This is a genomic window from Azonexus sp. IMCC34839 (assembly GCF_047047955.1).
Taxonomy (GTDB): Bacteria; Pseudomonadota; Gammaproteobacteria; order Burkholderiales; family Rhodocyclaceae; genus Azonexus.
In genome coordinates, this window is the sequence record NZ_CP150631.1 from 1,558,938 (window position 1) to 1,579,347 (window position 20,410).

At 62.3% G+C, this 20,410-nt stretch carries 19 protein-coding genes; 6 read left to right on the forward strand and 13 right to left on the reverse strand.

Annotated features, from left to right (window positions below):
• Positions 1-6: 6 nt before the first annotated feature.
• From WIF35_RS07665 to WIF35_RS07695, 7 genes are all read right to left on the reverse strand, one after another.
• Positions 7-1,266: a 6-phosphofructokinase gene (locus WIF35_RS07665; protein ID WP_412480972.1), complete on the reverse strand. Its 1,260-nt coding sequence runs from the start codon at positions 1,264-1,266 to the stop codon at positions 7-9.
• A gap of 11 nt (positions 1,267-1,277) precedes the next feature.
• Positions 1,278-1,931: an adenylate kinase gene (gene adk, locus WIF35_RS07670; protein ID WP_412480973.1), complete on the reverse strand. Its 654-nt coding sequence runs from the start codon at positions 1,929-1,931 to the stop codon at positions 1,278-1,280.
• Positions 1,932-2,020: 89 nt separating this feature from the next.
• Positions 2,021-2,794 carry a 3-deoxy-manno-octulosonate cytidylyltransferase gene (gene kdsB, locus WIF35_RS07675; protein ID WP_412480974.1) on the reverse strand — a complete coding sequence of 258 codons (774 nt, stop codon included), beginning with the start codon at positions 2,792-2,794 and terminating at the stop codon, positions 2,021-2,023.
• Complete coding sequence (locus WIF35_RS07680; RefSeq protein WP_412480975.1) at positions 2,794-2,970, reverse strand: Trm112 family protein; 177 nt, start codon at positions 2,968-2,970, stop codon at positions 2,794-2,796. Before WIF35_RS07680 ends, kdsB begins: the two co-directional genes overlap by 1 nt.
• A complete protein-coding gene (gene lpxK, locus WIF35_RS07685; protein ID WP_412480976.1) occupies positions 2,951-3,961 on the reverse strand; it encodes a tetraacyldisaccharide 4'-kinase in 1,011 nt (336 codons plus the stop codon). The genes WIF35_RS07680 and lpxK overlap by 20 nt, the downstream gene beginning before the upstream one ends.
• Positions 3,961-4,377, reverse strand: a complete 417-nt coding sequence (locus WIF35_RS07690; protein WP_412480977.1) for an ExbD/TolR family protein — start codon at positions 4,375-4,377, stop codon at positions 3,961-3,963. Before WIF35_RS07690 ends, lpxK begins: the two co-directional genes overlap by 1 nt.
• Positions 4,378-4,380: 3 nt before the next feature.
• Positions 4,381-4,986 (reverse strand): MotA/TolQ/ExbB proton channel family protein, encoded by a 606-nt coding sequence (locus WIF35_RS07695; protein WP_412480978.1) that lies wholly within the window; start codon positions 4,984-4,986, stop codon positions 4,381-4,383.
• Positions 4,987-5,271: 285 nt separating this feature from the next.
• Between WIF35_RS07695 and xseA the strand changes: the two genes are divergently transcribed.
• Both xseA and WIF35_RS07705 read left to right on the forward strand, forming a co-directional pair.
• A complete protein-coding gene (gene xseA / locus WIF35_RS07700; RefSeq protein WP_412480979.1) occupies positions 5,272-6,624 on the forward strand; it encodes an exodeoxyribonuclease VII large subunit in 1,353 nt (450 codons plus the stop codon).
• A gap of 42 nt (positions 6,625-6,666) precedes the next feature.
• The gene (locus WIF35_RS07705; RefSeq protein ID WP_412480980.1) at positions 6,667-7,251 is read left to right on the forward strand and encodes a superoxide dismutase; all 585 of its coding nucleotides are present in this window, start codon (positions 6,667-6,669) and stop codon (positions 7,249-7,251) included.
• Between the two features lie 45 nt (positions 7,252-7,296).
• Here the strand turns inward: WIF35_RS07705 and WIF35_RS07710 are convergent, their stop codons facing one another.
• From WIF35_RS07710 to nirJ, 6 genes are all read right to left on the reverse strand, one after another.
• Entirely contained in the window at positions 7,297-7,815 is a 519-nt protein-coding gene (locus WIF35_RS07710; protein WP_412480981.1) for a chorismate--pyruvate lyase family protein, read from the reverse strand.
• Positions 7,815-8,255, reverse strand: coding sequence for a DUF192 domain-containing protein (locus tag WIF35_RS07715; RefSeq protein WP_412480982.1), 441 nt, complete (start codon positions 8,253-8,255; stop codon positions 7,815-7,817). Before WIF35_RS07715 ends, WIF35_RS07710 begins: the two co-directional genes overlap by 1 nt.
• Positions 8,252-8,824, reverse strand: coding sequence for a pseudouridine synthase (locus WIF35_RS07720; protein WP_412480983.1), 573 nt, complete (start codon positions 8,822-8,824; stop codon positions 8,252-8,254). The genes WIF35_RS07715 and WIF35_RS07720 overlap by 4 nt, the downstream gene beginning before the upstream one ends.
• A 179-nt stretch (positions 8,825-9,003) precedes the next feature.
• Positions 9,004-9,168, reverse strand: a complete 165-nt coding sequence (locus WIF35_RS07725) for a DUF3149 domain-containing protein (protein WP_412480984.1) — start codon at positions 9,166-9,168, stop codon at positions 9,004-9,006.
• Positions 9,169-9,725: 557 nt separating this feature from the next.
• Positions 9,726-11,324, reverse strand: coding sequence for a cytochrome D1 domain-containing protein (locus WIF35_RS07730; RefSeq protein WP_412480985.1), 1,599 nt, complete (start codon positions 11,322-11,324; stop codon positions 9,726-9,728).
• Positions 11,321-12,460 carry a heme d1 biosynthesis radical SAM protein NirJ gene (gene nirJ, locus WIF35_RS07735; protein ID WP_412480986.1) on the reverse strand — a complete coding sequence of 380 codons (1,140 nt, stop codon included), beginning with the start codon at positions 12,458-12,460 and terminating at the stop codon, positions 11,321-11,323. The genes WIF35_RS07730 and nirJ overlap by 4 nt, the downstream gene beginning before the upstream one ends.
• A gap of 124 nt (positions 12,461-12,584) precedes the next feature.
• On the opposite strand from nirJ, the gene WIF35_RS07740 reads away from it, so the two are divergent.
• The 4 genes from WIF35_RS07740 to cphA (WIF35_RS07755) all read left to right on the forward strand — a co-directional run bounded on the left by WIF35_RS07740 (position 12,585) and on the right by cphA (WIF35_RS07755) (position 20,322).
• Positions 12,585-14,879, forward strand: a complete 2,295-nt coding sequence (locus tag WIF35_RS07740) for an ABC transporter transmembrane domain-containing protein (protein WP_412480987.1) — start codon at positions 12,585-12,587, stop codon at positions 14,877-14,879.
• Positions 14,880-14,884: 5 nt separating this feature from the next.
• The gene (locus tag WIF35_RS07745) at positions 14,885-15,355 is read left to right on the forward strand and encodes a DUF1854 domain-containing protein (RefSeq protein WP_412480988.1); all 471 of its coding nucleotides are present in this window, start codon (positions 14,885-14,887) and stop codon (positions 15,353-15,355) included.
• A gap of 133 nt (positions 15,356-15,488) precedes the next feature.
• Entirely contained in the window at positions 15,489-17,732 is a 2,244-nt protein-coding gene (gene cphA / locus WIF35_RS07750) for a cyanophycin synthetase (protein WP_412480989.1), read from the forward strand.
• 16 nt (positions 17,733-17,748) lie between these two features.
• On the forward strand, positions 17,749-20,322 hold the full coding sequence (gene cphA / locus WIF35_RS07755) for a cyanophycin synthetase (RefSeq protein WP_412480990.1): 2,574 nt from the start codon (positions 17,749-17,751) through the stop codon (positions 20,320-20,322).
• Positions 20,323-20,410 lie beyond the last annotated feature (88 nt).

Genomic DNA, 20,410 nt, shown 5'->3' on the forward strand with positions numbered 1-20,410 from the left:
AAAAAATCAGACTTCGAATGCCTCCAGCTTCTTAGGCACCGAAATATTCTTCAAGCGGACATAATCCGGCAGCCCGCCACGATACGGCGGCGGCTCCTCACCTTCGATCAGCGGCTGCAGATAGGTCCGGCAGGCCTCCGTGATATGGAAGCCATCGGCCGAAATAAACTCGGGCGGCATCTTGCGCTCGACATTGGCCACTTCGGCCAGCGGCGCTTCACCGATCTGCCAGCGGTACGGCGCATCGGCCAGTCGCTTGACAGTCGCCATGACCGCGTTTTTTCCCTTTAAAGCCAAGTGCACCGCAGCAACGCCCAGTGCATGGGCCTGCTCGACATCGGTACGCGACGCCAGATGGCGCGCCGAACGCTGCAGGTAATCGGCCAGCGCCCAGTGATATTTGTGGCCCAATTTATCCTTGATCAGTTGGGCGATCACCTGCCCGACACCGCCCAGTTGCGAATGCCCGAAGGCATCCTTGGCCCCGGACTCGGCAATCAGCTTGCCGTCGGCATCGGACAAGCCTTCGGAGACAGCGACCGTGCAGTAGCCGTACAGGCGCACGCACTCGTCCACACGTGCCAGGAAACGCTCGGGATCGAACGGGACCTCAGGGAAGAGCAGGATGTGCGGCGGCTCGCCGGTCTGCTCGCTGGCCAGACCGCAAGCGGCGGTAATCCAGCCGGCGTGGCGGCCCATCACTTCGAGCACGAAAATCTTGGTCGAGGTGCGCGCCATCGAAGCCACGTCGTAACCGGCCTCGCGGATGGAGGTGGCGACATATTTGGCGACCGAGCCGAAACCCGGACAGCAATCGGTCAGCGGCAGATCGTTATCAACCGTTTTGGGCACGCCGACACAGACCACCGGATAGCCCATCTTTTCGGCAATCTGCGACACCTTCCAGGCGGTGTCCATCGAATCATTGCCGCCGTTGTAGAAGAAGTAGCCAATGTCGTGCGCCTTGAACACCTCGATCAGGCGCTCGTACTGGGCACGGTGCTGTTCCAGGCTCTTCAGTTTGTAGCGGCAGGAGCCGAAAGCGCCGCCCGGCGTATGGCGCAGGCGGGCGATATCGGCATCGGATTCCAGGCTGGTATCGATCAGGTCTTCGGTCAGTGCACCAATGATCCCGTCGCGCCCGGCAAAGACTTTCCCGATCTTGTCGGGATGGCGGCGTGCTTCCTGGATCAGGCCGCACGCCGTGGCGTTGATGACGGCGGTTACGCCCCCTGACTGTGCGTAGAAGGCATTCTTTGCCGCCATCTTTGCTCCTGTTACTTCAGTGCTGCGAAAACGCTCGCGGTGATGGCGTCGACCGAGCCGACACCGGCGATCTTGCGCACCTTCGGTGCCTTGGCATCGCCTTCGGCAGCCCACTTGCTGTAGAAATCGACCAGCGGCTTGGTCTGCGAATGATAGATTTCCAGACGCTTCTTGACGGTCTCTTCCTTGTCGTCGTCACGCTGAACCAGGTCTTCGCCGGTCACGTCGTCCTTACCCTCGACCTTCGGCGGGTTGAACTTGACGTGATAGGTACGGCCCGACGGCAGGTGAGCGCGGCGACCGGCCATGCGCTCGATGATGTCGCTGTCCGGTACGTCGATTTCGAGTACGAACTCGAGCGGCACGCCGGCGTCCTTCATGGCCTGGGCTTGCGGAATGGTGCGCGGAAAGCCGTCGAACAGGTAACCGTTCTTGCAGTCGTCCTGGGTCAGGCGGTCCTTGACCATGCCGATGATGACGGCGTCCGGCACCAGGCCACCCGCGTCCATGTGCTTCTTGGCTTCGAGGCCGAGCGGGGTGCCAGCCTTGACTTGGGCGCGCAGCATGTCGCCGGTAGAAATCTGCGGAATACCGAATTTTTCGCAGATGTACTTGGCCTGGGTGCCCTTACCGGCGCCGGGTGCGCCCAACAGAATCAACTTCATGAATAGTCCCTCGGATTTATTGAGTCAAAAATTCTTGTTATCGGCGTTCGCTGCGGCCGTTCTCTAAGAGCGGAAAATTACTCGCTATTTCAGGCTCGGTCAAACAGTTTGCGCATCCGCTCGGCATCTTCGGGCGTATCGACACCCTGTGCCGGCGCGGCATCAATCAGGGCCACGCTGATGCGGTAGCCATGCCAGAGCGCACGGAGTTGCTCCAGTGATTCGAATTGTTCGGTCGGCGCCACCGACAGGCCGGCGTAGGCCTTCAGGAAGCTCGCCCGGTAGGCGTAAAGACCGACATGTCGGTAGGCCGGCAAACCGGCCGGCAAGGTCTCGCCACCATTTTCGCGCGCGAAGTGATCGCGGGCATACGGAATCGGCGCGCGCGAGAAGTAGGCGGCATCGCCATCGGCCCGGCAAACCACCTTGACCACGTTCGGATTGAAGAAATCGGCGGCGTCGGCAATCGGATGCGCGACCGTGGCGATATCGGCACCGCTGACCGCCAACTGGCGCGCCGTCTGCAGAATCACCTCCGGCTCGATCAGCGGCTCGTCGCCCTGCACATTGACCACGATGGTTTCGCCATCCCAGCCGCGCTGGGCGACGACCTCGGCCAGGCGGTCGGTACCGGTCGGATGATCGCTGCGCGTCATCAGCGCAGCGACTTCATGCGCCTCGGCGGCAGCGCGCACTTCTGGATGATCGGTCGCCACCCAGATTTCCTCGGCGCCGGACAAACGCGCCCGCTCGGCCACGCGCACGACCATGGGTTTGCCACCCAGATCGAGCAGAGGCTTGGCCGGCAAACGGGTCGACGCATAACGCGCCGGGATGACGACCTTGAACGCCAAAGCGGACATTACTGCTCGTCCGCCTTCAGCTGGCGCGCCTCGTCCTCGAGCATGACCGGAATGTCGTCACGGATCGGGAAAGCCAGTTTGCACGGCTTGCAGACCAGTTCCTTTTCTGTCTTGCGGTATTCGAGATTGCCCTTGCAAATCGGGCAGACGAGGATATCAAGCAGCCTGGCGTCCACGGAGTTTCTCCTGAATCAGATCGATGAGGGCCGGCGGAAGCTCGGCCACAACCGGCAACACCCAGATTTCGGCTGCCGTTAAAGCAGCACATTTTACCGCATCCTTCTCGGTCATCAGCAGCACGGCACCCGGACCAAAATCGAGATCGGCCGCCGAATAGGCATGATGATCGGGGAAAGGATGCGCCTCGAAGCTCAAGCCCAAGCCGCGCAAGGTGTTGAAAAAACGCTGCGGATCGCCGATTCCGGCGACGGCATGCAAGCGCTTACCGAAAAATGCCTCTTTTGGGCAGTGCACCGCAGCATCGACCAGCGAATGGAATTCACCGGGGCGCAAATGCATTTCGAACAACGGCGCCGGCGCCGCCAAACCGGGCGCAACCGGCCCGTTGCTGACCACGGCATCGACTTCGGCCAAACGGGCCAGCGGCTCGCGCAAGGGGCCAAGCGGCAGGCGCCAGCCGTTGCCCGCGCCACGCCGGTCGAACACCGCCAGCTCGACGTCGCGCGCCAGCCGATAGTGCTGCAGGCCGTCATCGCAAAGCAGCACGTCGACTTCCGGATGCGCCGCCAGCAGGGCCAGCCCGGCCGCCGCCCGGTCACGACCAACCCACACCGCCCCCCCGGTATGGCGCGCCAGCAACAGCGGCTCGTCGCCGACTTCGGCCGGATCGGCATCGACCGCCACGGCACGGGGTGTCGAATTGGACCCGCCATAGCCCCGGCTGACGATACCCGGCCGATAGCCGCGCTCACGCAGTGCCAAGGCTAGCGCGATAGTCAGCGGCGTCTTGCCAGCGCCACCGACTGTGATGTTGCCGATGACGATAACCGGCACCGGCAAGCGAACGGCCTGGGTCGAGCGACGCTTATAGGCCGCGCCGAGCACGAACAGGCCATTGAGCGGCAACAATAGCGGCGCCAGAAGCCACAACGCCGGCGTCAGCCGGCGTTGCTCGAACCATTGGCGCTGCAGCCAACCTGCCAGCATCAGCGAGGCGCCTGGGTCGCGAAGGAGATGTGCGGATAACCCGCCGTCTGCGCCGCCTGCATGACGTCGACCACGCTCTGGTGCGTCGCCTTGGCATCGGCGTTGATGATGATCACCGGGTCCTGACGGCTACCGGCGGCACGCCGCAAGGCCTCGGCGATGCCATTGACGTCGGCGGCCGCCAGCGGCGACTTGTTGACCAGGATTTGCCCGGTCGCCGTCACCGCCACGTCGATCTCGTTCGGCTGCTCAGCCTGCTTGGTCGCATCGGCGGTCGGCAGATTGATCTCCAGGCCGGAGAACTTGGAATAGGTCGTGGTCAGCATCAGGAAGATGATGATGACCAGCAACACGTCGATCATCGGGATGAGGTTGATTTCCGGCTCTTCCCGGCCACGCCCGCGCTGAAAATTCATGGCTTACTTCCGATCACCGTGCATGTACTCGACCAGACGGACGGCCTGCTGCTCCATCTCGACGACGAAACCGTCGACCAGGGCGCGGAAGTGGCGCCAGAAGATCATGCTCGGAATGGCGATGACCAGGCCGAAGCCGGTGTTGTACAGGGCAATGGAAATGCCGTGCGCCAGTTGCTGCGGGTTGCTGCCGCTCGGCGCCTGCGAACCGAAGATTTCGATCATGCCGACCACGGTACCGAACAGGCCCATCAGCGGGCTGATCGAAGCGATGGTGCCGAGCGTGGTCAGGTAGCGGTTCAGGTCGTGGGCAACGGCACCGCCCGCTTCCTCGATGGCTTCCTTCATGATTTCACGGGAGTTGCCGACGTTGCGCAGGCCGGCGGCCAGCACGCGACCCAGCGGGGAATGCCGCTCCAGATCATCGAGCAGCTTGCTGTTGTCGGCACCGCGCTTGAATTCGCCGACGGCGCGCTGCAGCAAGCCGGACGGAACCACCTTGGACCGGCGCAGGGCGACCAGACGCTCGATGATCAGGGCAACGGAAATGATCGAAGCCAGCAGAAGCGGCCAAATTGGCCAGCCGGCAGCCTGAACGATTGCAAACACGTGTCGGATCCTTGAGATGACATGAAAAATTAGCCTGCAATTCTGCCCTGCCCTAGCCCCCGGGGCAAGTGACGAAATGCCGCGGGTCTGGCCGCTTATCCCCAAAATCTGTGGATAAGTCTGTTAATGAAATGTCATCAGTCGACCTAAACCCCTTTGCCACAAGGCTTTTGCCTGCTCCGCCAAAAAACGAGGCAGCGAGTTTTAAGCGACGAAAAATCAATTACTTAGCGTTTTTCACAAATACAGAATATCGACTCAAAGCCGGCCGGGTACAATTGCCGCATGCCAACCCCACCGACACCTAGCGACAACGCCATTCTCAGCGTCAGCAGCCTGAACCGCCTGGTTCGCGACTGCCTTGAGGCCGCCTTTCCCCTGATGTGGGTCGGCGGCGAGATATCCAACCTGACTTACGCCGCTTCCGGCCATGTGTATTTCTCGCTCAAGGATGCCAATGCCCAGGTACGTTGCGTGATGTGGCGCAGCCGCGCCCAGACGCTGGGCTGGCGCCTGGAGAACGGCCAGAAGATCGAAGCCCGCGCGCTCGTTTCCTTCTACGAGCCGCGCGGCGAATTCCAGCTCAATGTCGAAGCCATCCGCCGCGCCGGCCAGGGCGACCTATTCGAGCGCTTCCTGCGCCTGAAGGCCAAGCTGGAGGCCGAAGGCCTGTTCGCTCCGGAAGCCAAGCGCCCCCTGCCGGCCTTTCCGCGCCGTCTGGCCATCGTCACCAGTCCGCAGGCCGCTGCCCTGCGCGACGTACTGACTACGCTGCACCGACGCGCCCCGCACCTGCGCATTTCGCTGTTTCCGACCCTGGTTCAGGGCGAGAATTCCCCGGACAGCATCGCCAGCGCCCTCGCCCAGGCCGCTGCCAGTGACTGCGAAGTCATCATCCTGTGTCGCGGCGGCGGCAGCATCGAGGATTTGTGGGCCTTCAACGAGGAAGTCGTCGCCCGCGCCATCCGCGCCAGCACCATTCCAGTGGTTTCCGGCGTCGGCCACGAAACCGACTTCACTATCGTTGATTTCGCCGCCGACCTGCGTGCCCCGACGCCGACCGCCGCCGCCGAATTGGTCAGCCCCGATCGCGACGCCTGGCTGGCCCGCCTCACCGAACTGCAACGCCATCTCGCCCGCGGCCTGCAACGGCGTCTCGACAACCAGCAGCAACGCCTGGATTGGCTGGCTACCCGCCTGATCCACCCTGCCGAGCGCCTGCGCCAGCGCAGCCAGGAGACACGTGCCCTGGGCGATCGTCTGCACCGTGCCCTCGGCAAACAAGCGGAAGTCAGCGCCCTTCGCCTGACCGCCCTCGGCAAGCGCCTGGAACGCGCCCGCCCGCAGCCGCCGCAACGCCTTGAACGCCTGCAGCAGCTCGGCTCGCGCCTGCAACAAGCGGAAAAACAGCAGCGGTACATGCGTTCGACGAAACTAAACAGCCTCGCCCGCGGTCTGAGCCAACTCGATCCGCATGCGGTGCTGTCGCGCGGCTATGCCATTGCCGTTGGCATCGATGGCCGCGCCGTGCGCGACGCTGCCACGCTGGCTGCGGGTACGGCACTGAAACTGAGTTTTGCCCATGGCGGTGCCGAGGTGACAGTCGATCAGGTTGTCCCTTCGCGCGAAGCTGACTAGAATTTTCCTTTCAACCCCCAAATCAACAACGGAGAAATACAAATGGAACACCAACTGCCCGCCCTGCCGTACGCCAAGGACGCTCTGGCCCCGCACATGTCGGCTGAGACCTTCGACTACCACTACAGCAAGCACCACAATGCCTACGTGGTTAACCTGAACAACCTGATCAAGGGCACCGAGTACGAAAACCTGGACCTCGAAGCCATCGTCAAGAAGGCTCCGGCCGGTGGCATCTACAACAACGCTGCCCAGGTCTGGAACCACACCTTCTTCTGGAACTGCATGAAGCCGAACGGCGGCGGCGCTCCGACCGGCGCTCTGGCGGCTGCCATCGACGCCAAGTGGGGTTCCTTCGACGCCTTCAAGACCGCCTTCCAGACCTCCGCCGTTGGTAACTTCGGTTCCGGCTGGACTTGGCTGGTCAAGAAGGCCGACGGTTCGGTCGACATCGTCAACATGGGCGCCGCCGGCACCCCGCTGACCACCGGCGACAAGGCCCTGCTCTGCGTCGACGTCTGGGAACACGCCTACTACATCGACTACCGCAACCTGCGCCCGAAGTTCGTCGAGACCTTCCTGAACAACCTGGTCAACTGGTCCTTCGTCGAAGCCAACTTCGCCTGATCTTTCCGGTCTGGCCAAAGAAAAACCCGCCGACGGCGGGTTTTTTCATTTCAGCTGGGCGATTCCCGGTAGGAAGACCTCGGTGACCAGCACCGACTCTTCGCCGAAGGCGTGGCGAGAGCGCCGCGCCCACAGATAGGGTGTCTCGCTTTTCCCGCCGAGTGCGCGCCGATACAAGGGGTGACGTGCATCAAGACGCTGGAACTCCAACCGCCCGCGCTTGAATCCCGGATGGCTGAACAACAGCGAACCGAGCGAGCGCGCCCCCAGGCGGGCCAGCCAGCGCTTCAAGCGGCCGCCTGCTGCGGTGCACAGGGTCGTATGGGCAAAAATCACTGGCACGCCATCGCATTCGAGCACCACCTCGCGTACTGGCACGAATACGTCACGCGCCGACTCGTCGCCCAAGGGGCGCGCCATGCCCTGGCGCAACACGCGCACGCGAAATTTGCTGCTGACGCGCTGACAGCGGGCCGTCAGCGACCCCGGCTCGGTCAGCCAGGAGCGCAGGACTTCGGCACAGGCAGCACGCGGCAGGCGCGCACGCCATTTGGAAAATCCCATTACTGCGGACGCGGTGCGCGCTCGATACCGTTCAACTTCGTGCCGGCCTTGATGCCGCGCTGGGCGAACCAGCCCAGATTCATCTCCAGCGCGTAGCGGGCCGGACGACGGGCGCAGTGATTGTTCTCGGTCTGCGGCTGCATGTCTTCGATATTGATGATCGTCCCTTCGCCATCCATGAAGGCGACCGACAGCGGAATGAAGGTGTTGCGCATCCACATGCAGTGCGTGTTGTCATGGGTGAAGACGAACAGCATGCCGCGCTGCGGCGGCATGACGCGGCGGTTCATCAGGCCGATCTGGCGATTCTGGTCGGTCGCTGCCACCTCGGCCTCGATGCGATGAAAACCGGCGGTCAACTCCATGACCGGCATGCTGGGTTGGGCTGCGGCCGGACCGATGGCCAGCGCGCAGAGCGCTGCGACGAGAAGATTCTTCATTCAAACTTTCCTTGCAAGGCAGCCATGCTGCCGTTGATTTCCTGCCATTGCCCGAGTGCCAGCCCCTGCAGGCCCAGCTTGCCGATGGCGGCACGAATCAGGCGGAGCGTAGGATAACCGATGGCTGCCGTCATTCGCCTGACCTGGCGGTTCTTGCCTTCGGCGATGCGGATTTCCAGCCAACGGGTCGGAATGGCGGCGCGGTAACGGATGGGCGGATCGCGTTGCCACAGCCCACTCGGCTCTTCGATCAACTTCACCTTGGCCGGTTTGGCGGTGAAATCGGACAAGGCGATGCCGGCACGCAAGCGATCCAGCGCGGCCTCGTCGGGGACACCCTCGACCTGCGCCCAGTAAGTCTTTTCCAGCTTGTGCTTGGGATCGGCAATACGTGCCTGCAGATGCCCATCGTCAGTCAACAGCAACAAGCCTTCGCTATCGGCATCGAGCCGCCCGGCAACATAGACGTCCTTGATCGGAATGAATTCGTTCAGCGCCCGCCACTTGCCCTCCGGCGTGAACTGGCTGAGAACGCCGTAAGGCTTGTTGAATACGACGAGACGCGACACGAGGACGACACCGGAAGAAAAAGCGAATTCTCCCCGATTTCGCCCGCGCCGTCAGACTGCTGCGGTGCACGGGCCAAAATGGGCAAAAATCAAGCCAGCCCGACCAAAGAAAACGGCCGGAAAATTCCGGCCGTGCGGCGACTCCCTTGCAGCGGTGCGACAGAACCGCCGCGCGCGACTCAGTGCGAACCCTGCGTGCCTCCCGGCAAACCCTTGCCCTGCTCCTCATCCTTGATGTGCTTGGATGCGTAGCGCACGATATAGATCGCCATGACCAGAATGAAGGCGATCGTGAACAGGCTCAGCAGGCCGATATCCGAGGTGAACAAGAGATCCCATGCCATGAGTTGTCTCCTTAACAGACGTGATAGGAAATAAAACCACTAAAGCCTTGGGGGAATTGCAAGACATATGCCCGTTGGCGCCACGGCACCTCGGCAGCGCCCGGTCATGCGGACCAAATGGCTTGGGCAAGCGGCTTTCCGGGCAGCGGTCATGATCGGGAAAACAATCGTCGAGCCAAGGGAGATACCAAGCTGGATGGCCCCCCACGCCAAATCTGACAGACCATTCCGTCCCACAATGCCAGATTTGACATCAGGATAAGCGCGCCCCTGGAACACGAGGAGAAGTGGAAAGCCGCCGAACTGGCGTGCTATTCGTGACAGGCTGACGGTCCTGCACGTTGAATCCGGCAAAGCGACGATCCCCTAGGAGGAAAGGATCGCCGCCCGAGGCCAAGCCCGGCGGTTTCCTGGCACCTTCTTAGCCAGATACGTGCCTATTTAATGCCGCAGAACAACACCATACAAATCAATAACTTAAGATTCTCAAAAAAGCACCCATCACGCCTGGCGTCACTTTTGTCAGCCAATCCTGACAAAAGCGACGACATCGCCGCTCAATGGCTGGTGCCTTCGGACTTGGTGATCTTGTTCCAGACGTTGTATTTACCCACCGGCTTCTTCATCGGCAGGCGCTTCACTTCCTTCAGCGTCTCGGCGTCGTAAATGATCAGCGCCCCGTCCATCTCCCACAGGCTGGCCAGTACGTACTTACCGTCACGCGTGAATTCCACATGGGCAAAGGTCTTGCCCGGCTCCGGCTTCAGTTCGGCAACGATCTCCAACTTGGCTTTGTCGATGATCTGCATGGTGTCCTTGAAGGCCGGACTCATCATCGAATCGGTCCACGCATAGCGGCTGTTCTCATGGCTGCGCATGAAGAAGCCGGGGCCGCGCGTCTTGATCTGCTTGATGGTCTGCCAGCTCTGCATGTCGATGATGCTGATCACGTCCTCATTCAGATTCGGCGTCGCCATCACCGTCCGCTCCTGGCCGTTGGCATCCTTCCACTTCCAGCTGATACCGGAACCCAGATGCGGCATGCCGGGTAACTGCAGATCAGCCACCTTCTTGCGCGCGTCGAGGTTAACCACCTGTCCGCTGACCACCGACTTGGCATCGTTGCGCGACGCCCCCATCACCTCATCGTAGCCCTGGGTGAAATAGAAATCGTCGAGGTAATCGTCAACCTGCGTACGCTGCGGGCTCAGGAAGCCCGGCATGAACGCGCCTTCGCGGTATTTGAAGTCGTGGATGATGCCAGCGGGGATTTCCGGTGCCTTGGGGTTGTAAGACACTTCCCAGACCTCCTTGACGTCCTTCAAGGCCGCCACGAAACTCTGCCGCGGCGAAGCGTCATAGACAGCGGACACGCGGGAACTGAGCTTGCCCTCCTTGTCCGCCACCGCCAGCGATTTCACGAAATTGAGGTCGGCATCGAGAATGACCAGGCTGTGCGGCAGATAATTGGCTACCGCCACATATTTGCCGTCGCCGGAGACCGCGGCGTTGCGGGTATTGATACCGGCCCGTACCTCGGCAACGACCTTCAGGTTCCACAGGTCGTACTTGGTCACCCAACCATCGCGCGAGGCAAAGAAGACGTAGCGCCCATCCGGCGTAAATTTCGGTCCGCCATGCAGAGCGAAACGCGACTGAAAGCGGTGGATCGGCTCCAGCTTGTCGCCATCGAGAACCGAAACATGATGATCGCCGCTCTCGACGACAACGAAAAGGTTCAGCGGATCGGCCTTGAACACCGGCTTGGCGGGTAGCGGCTGTTTTTCATGGACGATGCGGGAGGCTTTGATCTCGGCCTCGCCCCAAACCGGCATCGGTTTGATCGCGGTATAAGCAAAATCGACCAGCGATTTGATCTCGTCGCCGCTCAGCTTTTCGCCAAACGCCGGCATCTGAGTTGCCGGACGACCTTCGCGCACGACCTTTTCGGCTTCGCCCTTGCGCAAACGCCCAAGGTTTTCCGGCAGCAAGGCCGGGCCGATGCCGCCCAAGCGGCTCTCGCCATGACAGGCAGCACAATGTTCGCGATAGGCCGCCGGTGCATCCGCAGCCTGCGCCAGATCGGCCATGGCCAATAGTGTACAAACAGCCATCCCGGCCGGGATCAGAATCTTGCCGATATTTTCAAGCTTCATGCTGCAATCTCTTCGTCGGTAAGGTAGCAACCGGGGTCTTCCGCCCACGGATTGCCGGTCAGTTGCTGGGCGCGCACCCGCGTGTTGCCGTTACACAAATCGAGATAGGCGCACGTGGCGCAACGCCCTTCGACAGCGCGCGGATAACGCTTCAAGCCGGCCATCAGCGGATCGGAAACATCCGGCCAGATCTGCGAGAACAGCCGCTCCTTGACGTTGCCCAACGTGTGATGCCACCACATGGTGTCCGGATGGACATTGCCCAGGTTGTCGATATTGGCCACATTGATGCCGGAGGAGTTGCCGCCCCATTGGCGCAGCTTGGCTTCGACATGCGCGGCCCGCTCGGGAAAATGCTGGCGCACCCAATGCAGGAAATAGACGCCGTCGGCATCGTTGTTACCGGTGGTGAATTCCTTGTTCAGCCCGCGCTGCTGATAATCCCAGCAGGTATCGAAGAGCAGGTCCATGGCCCAGCGGGTCAGCTTGTGCTGCGCATCGTCCTTGCGGTTCTTGTTGCCACGACCGGCATAGTTGAGGTGCGAGAAATAGAAACGATCGATCCCTTCATCCTCGACAAGCTTGAGCAGGCCCGGCAGGTCGTGCGCATTGTCCTGCGTCATCGTGAAGCGCACGCCGATCTTGAGGCCGAGATCGCGACACAGCCGGATACCGTGCAAGGACTTCTCGAAGGCCCCTTCAAGACGACGGAACTTGTCGTGCGTCGCCCCCAGACCATCGAGCGAGACACCTACATAGTTGAAATCGCATTCGGCGATACGATCGATATTGCCCTCATCGATCAGCGTGCCATTCGACGACAGGCCGACGTAGAAACCCTGCGCCTTGGCCCGCTTGGCGATGTCGTAGATGTCCGGCCGCAGCAGCGGCTCACCGCCGGAGAGGATCAGCACCGGCACCCGGAAGGCCTTGAGATCGTCCATCACCGTATAAATCTGCTCGGTCGTCAGCTCGCCAGGAAAGTTGGTGTCGGCAGAAATCGAATAGCAGTGCTTGCAGGTCAGGTTGCAGCGCCGGATCAAGTTCCAGATCACTACCGGCCCCGGCGGATTGCGCTTTGGCCCGAGCGGTGTCGGCGCGGCGATTTCCTGCATATATTGCGAGATACGAAACATGAATGTCCTTACAGGCGGAATGGGCGTATTCAACGGCAGCCCCCGGGCAATCTCCTTGACGTGAGTCAACCGCCGCCCGATCGCCCCGTTAGATAGGCTAAGAACCCTGCTGTATACTTGAACGATGTCCTCCGAACTCCCGAATGTCGCCGGCCAGGAGCCGGTACTCCCCGCCGCCTGGGCTGCGGAAATCGAATCGCAGCTAGCACAGGGCGAGGCGGTGCAGGCCTGTCTCGAAATCGACCTCGACGCCCGCCTGCAATTCGCCCGCGGCATCGTCGTCGCGACTGACCACCGCCTGCTCGCCAAGGCACCGGGAGAAGCCGACTGGGCGATTTGGCCGCTCAGCGCCGACCTGACGCTGAGCCATCACGACCACGCCGGCGTCGGCACCCTCGAATTGCTCGACCAGCAAGGCCGCATCGGCTGCTGGCGCTATACGCTGGGGCGCAACCTGGCCGCGCTGCGCGTCATCGCCGAATTCGATCTGCACCGCGACAGCCTGGTCAGCGGCCAGCCGGTCGCCCGTCCGGAAGAGGATGTCTGCCCGAAGTGCAAGGCGCCGATTCCGCCCGGCGAGGATGAATGTCCGATCTGCAATCGCGAATCGACCGTCTCCCCGTCCACCTGGACACTGTTCCGCCTGTGGCGTTTCGCCAAGCCTTACAAGGGCCAATTGCTCTTGGGATTTGGCCTGACGCTGGCGTCCACCGCAGCAACCCTGGTTCCGCCCTACCTGACCATGCCGCTGATGGACAACGTGCTGATTCCGTTCCAGAACGGCAAGCCCATCGACTGGTCGCTGGTCGCCATGTATCTCGGCGGCCTGCTCGGCGCCGCAGCCTTGGCCTGGGTGCTGGGCTGGATCCGCACCTACATCCTGGCGCTCGTTTCCGAACGCATCGGCCGCGACCTGCGCACTCAGACCTACGATCACCTGCTCGGCCTGTCGCTTGAGTATTTCGGCGGCAAACGCACCGGCGACCTGATGGCGCGCATCGGCAACGAAACCGACCGCATCAACATCTTCCTGTCCCTCGACCTGCTCAATTTCGCCACCGACGTGCTGATGATCGCCATGACGGCAGTCATCCTCTTCTCGATCAACCCGTGGCTGGCGCTGGTTACATTGATTCCGCTGCCCATCATCGGCTGGCTGATCCATTTCGTGCGCGAAAAGCTGCGCACCGGCTTCGAGAAGATCGACCGCGTCTGGGCGGAAGTGACCAACGTGCTGGCCGACACCATCCCCGGTATCCGCGTGGTCAAAGCCTTTGCCCAGGAGAAGCGCGAAGGCGACCGCTTCCGGGCCGCCAACGAGCACAACCTGGCGATGAACGACAAGCTGAACAAGACCTGGTCACTGTTCACGCCTACCGTCACGCTGCTGACCGAAGTCGGCCTGCTCGTCGTCTGGGTTTTCGGCATCTGGCAGATCGCCCGCGGCGACTCCTCGGTCGGTGTGCTCACCGCCTTCCTCGCCTACATCGGCCGCTTCTACACCCGCCTGGACTCGATGAGCCGCATTGTTTCGGCAACGCAGCGTGCAGCCTCCTCGACGAAGCGTATCTTCGACATTCTCGACCACGTTTCCAGCGTACCTGAGCCGACCAACCCGGTGCATCTCGCCAAGGTCACCGGCGAAATCGAGCTGAAGAAAGCCAGCTTCCGCTACGGCACGCGCGCCGTGACCAAGGATGTCGACCTGGTCATCAAGCCGGGCGAGATGATCGGCCTGGTCGGTCACTCCGGCTCCGGCAAATCGACGCTGGTCAACCTGATCTGCCGCTTCTACGACGTGACCGAAGGCGCCGTCTTCATCGACGGCGTCGATGTCCGCTCGGTCCCGGTCGCCGAATTCCGCCAGCACATCGGCCTGGTGCTGCAGGAGCCTTTCCTCTTCTTCGGCACCATCGCCGACAACATCGCCTACGGCAAGCCGAACGCGACGCGTCAGGAAATCATCGCCGCCGCCCGCGCCGCCCACGCCCACGAATTCATCCTGCGCCTGCCGCACGGCTACGATTCGTTGGTCGGCGAGCGCGGCCAGGGTCTTTCCGGCGGCGAACGCCAGCGCATCTCGATTGCCCGCGCCCTGTTGATCGATCCGCGCATCCTGATCCTCGACGAGGCGACTTCTGCGGTGGACACGGAAACCGAGAAGGAAATCCAGAAAGCGCTCGACAATCTGGTCAAGGGCCGCACCACCATCGCCATCGCCCACCGCCTGTCCACGCTGCGCAAGGCCGACCGCCTGGTGGTCATGGATCGCGGCCGCATTGTCGAAATCGGCAACCACGACCAGTTGATGGATGCCGAAGGCCATTATTACAAGCTCTACATGGCACAGGCCCGCAACGTCGATACCGAAGACAGTTTGCCGCGCGCCCCTGAACTGCCCAAAGCCCACGCCGAGTGACCGCCATGTCCAAAGTCGATTTCAAACTGCAACGCGACAGCTACGGTCGCCTGGTGCTGACTGCCGCCAATGGCGAGCAGCACGTCGGCGTGACTCCGGTGCGCGCCTTTCCGATTGCCGGGCCAGACGAAGGCCTCTCGCTGATCAATTTCGAGGGCCACGAAGTGGGCTGGGTCGATCGCTTGGCCGACCTGCCGGACGAAATTCGCGACCTGATCGAAGCCGACCTGGCCAGCCGCGAATTCGTTCCCGAGATCAGCCGTATCGCCAGCGTCTCCAGTTTCGCCTGCCCGAGCACCTGGCAGGTCGATACGAATCGCGGCCAGACCGAATTGATCCTGAAGGGCGAGGAAGACATCCGCCGCCTGTCGCAAACCCGCTTGCTGATCGCCGACACCAACGGCATTCAGTTCCTGGTGCGCGACCTGACGCAACTCGATCGGCAGAGCCGCAAGCTGCTTGACCGCTTCCTGTAAGCGGCGGCTGTAACGGCACGTTCCGTTTTGTGACAATTTTGCACAGCGGTCAGCCGCAAACGGCGTGAAAACGTTAATAATGCTGAAATAACCTCTTGATCACCGCCGCCCCGCCGGGGCAAAAGCAGAGAGCATGAAAAGACAAGACATCGTTTTCAAGGACTCCATCTCCCTGAAGGGTCCGAGCATCTGGACCTACCCGCCATGCATCGAAACCTGGATCGACATCGGCGAACTGGAAGACCTCCCTTCCGACAAGATTCCCGGCCTGTATGAGCGGCTTGAAGCCTGGCTCCCCGGCTTGATCGAACACCGGTGCAACTACGACGAACGCGGTGGTTTTCTGCGTCGTCTGAAAGAAGGCACCTGGGCCGGCCACATCATGGAGCACATCGTTCTCGAACTGATGACCCTGGCCGGTCTGCCGGACGGTTTCGGCCGGACACGCGAAACGACGACGCGCGGCGTCTACAAGCTGGTGGTCAGCAACTTCCACGAGGAATGCACTCGCTTGGCGCTGGAAATTGGCCGCGAACTGTTGCTCGCCGCCATCCATGACGATCCGTTCGACATCGGCGAAGCGATCAAGCCGCTGCGTCGCAAGGTCGACCGCAAATACCTCGGCCCATCGACCGCCGCCATCGTCAATGCCGCCGAAGCGCGCAAGATTCCCCACATCCGCCTGCTCGACGACGGCAACCTCGTCCAGCTGGGCTACGGCGCCGCCATGCGCCGCATCTGGACGGCCGAAACCGACAGCACCAGCGCCATCGCCGAGACCATCTCGCGCGACAAGGACCTGACCAAGACCCTGATTTCCTCGGTCGGTGTGCCAGTACCGGAAGGCCGCGAAGTCGAAAATGCCGATGATGCCGTCGAGGCCGCCGAAGACATCGGTTACCCGGTGGTCGTCAAACCCTCCGACGGCAACCACGGCCGCGGCGTCTTCATCGACCTGACCAATGCCGAGGACGTCAAGAAGGCCTACGCCATCGCCGTCGAGGAAGGCTCCAGCGTCATCGTCGAACGCTCCATTCCCGGCATCGAACATCGCCTTCTGGTCATCGGCGGCAAGCTGATTGCTGCCAACCGCAGCGACCTGATCACCGTCACCGGCGACGGCAAGCAAACCGTCCTGCAATTGATCGATACCCAGATCAACACCGATCCGCGCCGCGGCAATACCGAACTGCACCCGCTGTCGATCATCAAGATCGATACGGCGGCCAAGATCGAACTGGAACGCCAGGGGCTGACCGGCGATGCCGTGCCGGAAGCGGGCCGCGAAGTGCTGATCCAGCGCAATGCCAACCACGCTTTCGATTGCACCGACGAGGTTCATCCCGAAACCGCCGCCATTGCTTCGTTGGCCGCCCGCGTGGTCGGCCTCGACATCGCCGGCATCGACCTGGTGTGCAAGGACATCTCACAACCGCTGGCCGCTCAGGGCGGCGCCATCGTCGAGGTCAACGCTGGCCCCAGCCTGCTCATGCACATCAAGCCCGGCGTCGGCAAACCGCGCCCAGTCGGCCAGGCCATCGTGGACAACCTGTTCGCCGCCAACAAGAACGGCCGCGTGCCGCTCGTCGGCGTCACCGGCACCCACGGCAAAACCGCCGTGGCCAAAATAGTCGCGCACATGCTCTTCCTGTCCGGCGCCTACACCGGCCTGGCCTGCAGCGACGGTCTTTACCTGAACCGCCGCCAGGTCCAAAAGACCAATGCCGCCAACTGGGCCGCCGGCCATCGCCTCTTGCTCAACCGCGCCGTCGAGGCGGCCGTCATCGAGAACGGTGCCGAAGTGATCCTCGGCGAAGGCCTGGCCTACGACCGCTGCTCGGTCGGCGTCATCACCAACATCGATCCGGCCGGCGAAGACCTGTCGCGCTGGGACGTCCAGCCGACGGGCGGCGAGTACTACACCACACACCGCTCGATCTACCGGACGCAAGTCGATGTCGTTCTGCCCTCCGGCTACGCCGTCATCAACGCCGCCGACGCCTTGGCCGCCGAGATGGCCGAACTGTGCGACGGCGAAGTCATCTTCTTCACCGCCGATCCGTCCTGCCTCAAGCTGGCCGAGCATTTTGCCGGCGGCAAGCGTGGTGTGACGGTGGCCGACGGTCGCATCATCCTGCGCACCGGTGCCGACGAAATCCGCGTCTGCCGTCTCGGCGACGTGCCAGCGATCGGCAAGGCCAAGAAGCCCGAGGATATTGCCAACGTGCTGGCGGCTGTCGCCACCGGCTGGGCACTGGGGCTGACCCAGGACGTCATCGCCACCGGCGTCAAGACCTTTGGTCTCGATCTGCCCGATCCGGAAGCCCTGCTTCCCATCATGGCCAAGAAGCCGCTCGGTGCGGCGCTACAGAAATAATTAGGAACATCGCGTCATGGACGTTTCCCGCATTCGTGCCCTGCGCGGCCCCAACCTGTGGAGCCGCCACACCGCCATCCAGGCTATCGTCACCTGCGAGGGCGCCGAAGTCGCCATCGCCGACCTGCCCGGTTTCGAAGCCCGCCTGCGCGAGCGCTTCCCAGAACTTGGCGACCTGATTCCATCCGATCACCTCGACACGGTATCGGTCGCTCATGCCCTGGAATTCTGTGCTCTCGGCCTGCAAGCCCAGGCCGGCTGCCCGGTCACCTTCAGCCGGACGACGCAGACCGTCGACAACGGCGTCTATCAAGTCGTCGTCGAATATTCCGAAGAAGACGTCGGCCGCCTGGCCTTCGAACGCGCCGAACAGTTGTGCCTGGCCGCCTTGAACGACACACCGTTCGACCTCGACGGTACGCTGAAGGAACTGCGCGATCTCGATGAGGACATCCGCCTCGGCCCATCGACCGGCTCCATCGTCTCGGCCGCCGTCGCCCGTGGCATCCCCTTCCGCCGCCTGACTCAGGGCAGCCTGGTCCAGTTCGGCTGGGGCAGCAAACAGAAGCGTATCCAGGCTGCAGAAACCAGTTTCACCAGCGCCATCGCCGAATCCATCGCGCAGGACAAGGAACTGACCAAGAAGCTGCTACACGCCGCCGGCGTCGCGGTGCCCATCGGCCGCCCGGTGGACGATGAAGACGATGCCTGGAAAGCTGCGCAGGAAATCGGCCTGCCGGTCGTCGTCAAGCCACAGGACGGCAACCAGGGCAAAGGCATCTCGGTCAACCTAACCAGCGAGGAACAGGTGCGCAAGGCCTACCAAGTCGCCGTCTCCTTCTTCGACGACATCATGGTCGAGAAATACCTGCCCGGCCATGATTGGCGCGTCCTAGTCATCGGCGACAAGCTGATCGCCGCTGCCCGCCGCGACCCGCCCCTGGTGATCGGCGACGGCAAACACACCGTGCGCGAATTGGTCGATATCGTGAACAGCGACCCTCGCCGCTCCGACGGCCACGCCACTTCGCTGACGAAGATCCGTTTCGACGACATCGCCATCGCCCGTCTGGCCGAGCAAGGTTACAACGCCGATTCGGTGCCCGCCCGCGGTGCACGTGTCGTTTTACGCAATAATGCCAATCTGTCGACCGGTGGCACCGCCACCGATGTCACGGACGACGTACATCCCGATCTGGCGGCCGCTGCCGTCACGGCTGCCCAAACCGTCGGTTTGGACATCGCCGGCATCGACGTCGTCTGCGACACGATCCTGAAGCCGCTGGAAGAGCAAGGTGGCGGCATCGTCGAAGTCAACGCCGCGCCTGGCCTGCGCATGCACCTCGACCCTTCCTTCGGCAAGGGACGCGACGTCGGCAAGGCCATCGTCGACATGATGTTCCCGAATGGCGACAACGCCCGCATTCCGGTCGTCGCCATCGCCGGCACCAACGGCAAGACGACGACCAGCCGCTTGATCGGCCGCATTTTCGAAAGCAACGGCCAGCGCGTCGGCATGACCAGTACCGACGGCGTATATATCCAGGGCGTACAGATCGACAATGGTGACTGCTCTGGCCCGCGCAGTGCCCGCAACGTGCTGATGCATCCGGACGTCGACGCCGCAGTGTTCGAAACCGCCCGCGGCGGCGTGCTGCGCGAAGGCCTGGGCTTCGACATGTGCGACGTGGCCGTGGTAACCAACATCGGTATCGGCGATCACCTCGGCCTCAACTACATCACGACCGTCGACGAACTGGCCGTGGTCAAGCGCGTCATCGTCGAGAACGTCTCGCCACGGGGTTCTGCCGTGCTCAATGCCGCCGATCCGCAGGTCGCCCGCATGGCCGCGCACTGTCCGGGTAGCGTCATCTTCTTCGCCCGCGACAAAGCGAACCCGGTACTCGCCACGCACAAAGCCCAGGGCAAACGCGTGGTCTATGCCGAAAGCGACGCCATCGTCTGCCAGGAAGGGCGCAAGATTCATCGCATCGCCTACACGAGCATTCCGCTGACCCGCAACGGCTCCATCGGCTTTCAGGTCGAGAATGCCATGGCTGCTACGGCCACCGGCTGGGCGCTGGGCATGGATTGGGCGATTATCGAGAAGGCGCTGGCCGGATTCGTCAGCGACGCCTCGACCGCCCCGGGCCGCTTCAACGTCTTCGACTACAAGGGCGCCACCCTGATCGCCGACTATGGCCATAATCCGGATGCCATGCAGGCACTGGTCCAGGCGGTCGATGGCATGCCGGGCGTTCGCCGCTCTGTGGTGATCAGCGGTGCCGGCGACCGTCGCGACGAAGACATCCGCCAGCAGACCGAAATCCTCGGCGAGGCTTTCGACGATGCCATCCTCTACCAGGATGCCTGCCAGCGCGGCCGCGAAGACGGCGAAGTGATCGGCCTGCTGCGGGACGGCCTGAAGGATGCCAAGCGGACCAAGCGCATCGACGAAATCACCGGCGAATTCAAGGCCATCGACCTGGCACTCAGTCGCCTGCAACCAGGTGACCTGTGCCTGATCCTGATCGATCAGGTCGAGGAGGCCTTGGCCCATATTGCCCGCTGCATCGAAGAAGCCAAGTAATTTTCAGCCTCTCCAAGGAAAGGGAAAGCAACGCGAAAGCGAGCTTTCCCTTTTTTTCTTTTTTGATATATTGGCAACTTTCGACAAC

What these genes read in the sequence shown, in the direction of transcription:
- WIF35_RS07665 (WP_412480972.1), bottom strand. Translation starts at nt 1,266, where the DNA reads ATGGCGGCAAAGAATGCCTTCTACGCACAGTCAGGGGGCGTAACCGCC.
- adk (WP_412480973.1), bottom strand. Translation starts at nt 1,931, where the DNA reads ATGAAGTTGATTCTGTTGGGCGCACCCGGCGCCGGTAAGGGCACCCAG.
- kdsB (WP_412480974.1), bottom strand. Translation starts at nt 2,794, where the DNA reads ATGTCCGCTTTGGCGTTCAAGGTCGTCATCCCGGCGCGTTATGCGTCG.
- lpxK (WP_412480976.1), bottom strand. Translation starts at nt 3,961, where the DNA reads ATGCTGGCAGGTTGGCTGCAGCGCCAATGGTTCGAGCAACGCCGGCTG.
- WIF35_RS07690 (WP_412480977.1), bottom strand. Translation starts at nt 4,377, where the DNA reads ATGAATTTTCAGCGCGGGCGTGGCCGGGAAGAGCCGGAAATCAACCTC.
- xseA (WP_412480979.1), top strand. Translation starts at nt 5,272, where the DNA reads ATGCCAACCCCACCGACACCTAGCGACAACGCCATTCTCAGCGTCAGC.
- WIF35_RS07705 (WP_412480980.1), top strand. Translation starts at nt 6,667, where the DNA reads ATGGAACACCAACTGCCCGCCCTGCCGTACGCCAAGGACGCTCTGGCC.
- WIF35_RS07710 (WP_412480981.1), bottom strand. Translation starts at nt 7,815, where the DNA reads ATGGGATTTTCCAAATGGCGTGCGCGCCTGCCGCGTGCTGCCTGTGCC.
- WIF35_RS07715 (WP_412480982.1), bottom strand. Translation starts at nt 8,255, where the DNA reads ATGAAGAATCTTCTCGTCGCAGCGCTCTGCGCGCTGGCCATCGGTCCG.
- WIF35_RS07725 (WP_412480984.1), bottom strand. Translation starts at nt 9,168, where the DNA reads ATGGCATGGGATCTCTTGTTCACCTCGGATATCGGCCTGCTGAGCCTG.
- WIF35_RS07730 (WP_412480985.1), bottom strand. Translation starts at nt 11,324, where the DNA reads ATGAAGCTTGAAAATATCGGCAAGATTCTGATCCCGGCCGGGATGGCT.
- nirJ (WP_412480986.1), bottom strand. Translation starts at nt 12,460, where the DNA reads ATGTTTCGTATCTCGCAATATATGCAGGAAATCGCCGCGCCGACACCG.
- WIF35_RS07740 (WP_412480987.1), top strand. Translation starts at nt 12,585, where the DNA reads ATGTCCTCCGAACTCCCGAATGTCGCCGGCCAGGAGCCGGTACTCCCC.
- WIF35_RS07745 (WP_412480988.1), top strand. Translation starts at nt 14,885, where the DNA reads ATGTCCAAAGTCGATTTCAAACTGCAACGCGACAGCTACGGTCGCCTG.
- cphA (WP_412480989.1), top strand. Translation starts at nt 15,489, where the DNA reads ATGAAAAGACAAGACATCGTTTTCAAGGACTCCATCTCCCTGAAGGGT.
- cphA (WP_412480990.1), top strand. Translation starts at nt 17,749, where the DNA reads ATGGACGTTTCCCGCATTCGTGCCCTGCGCGGCCCCAACCTGTGGAGC.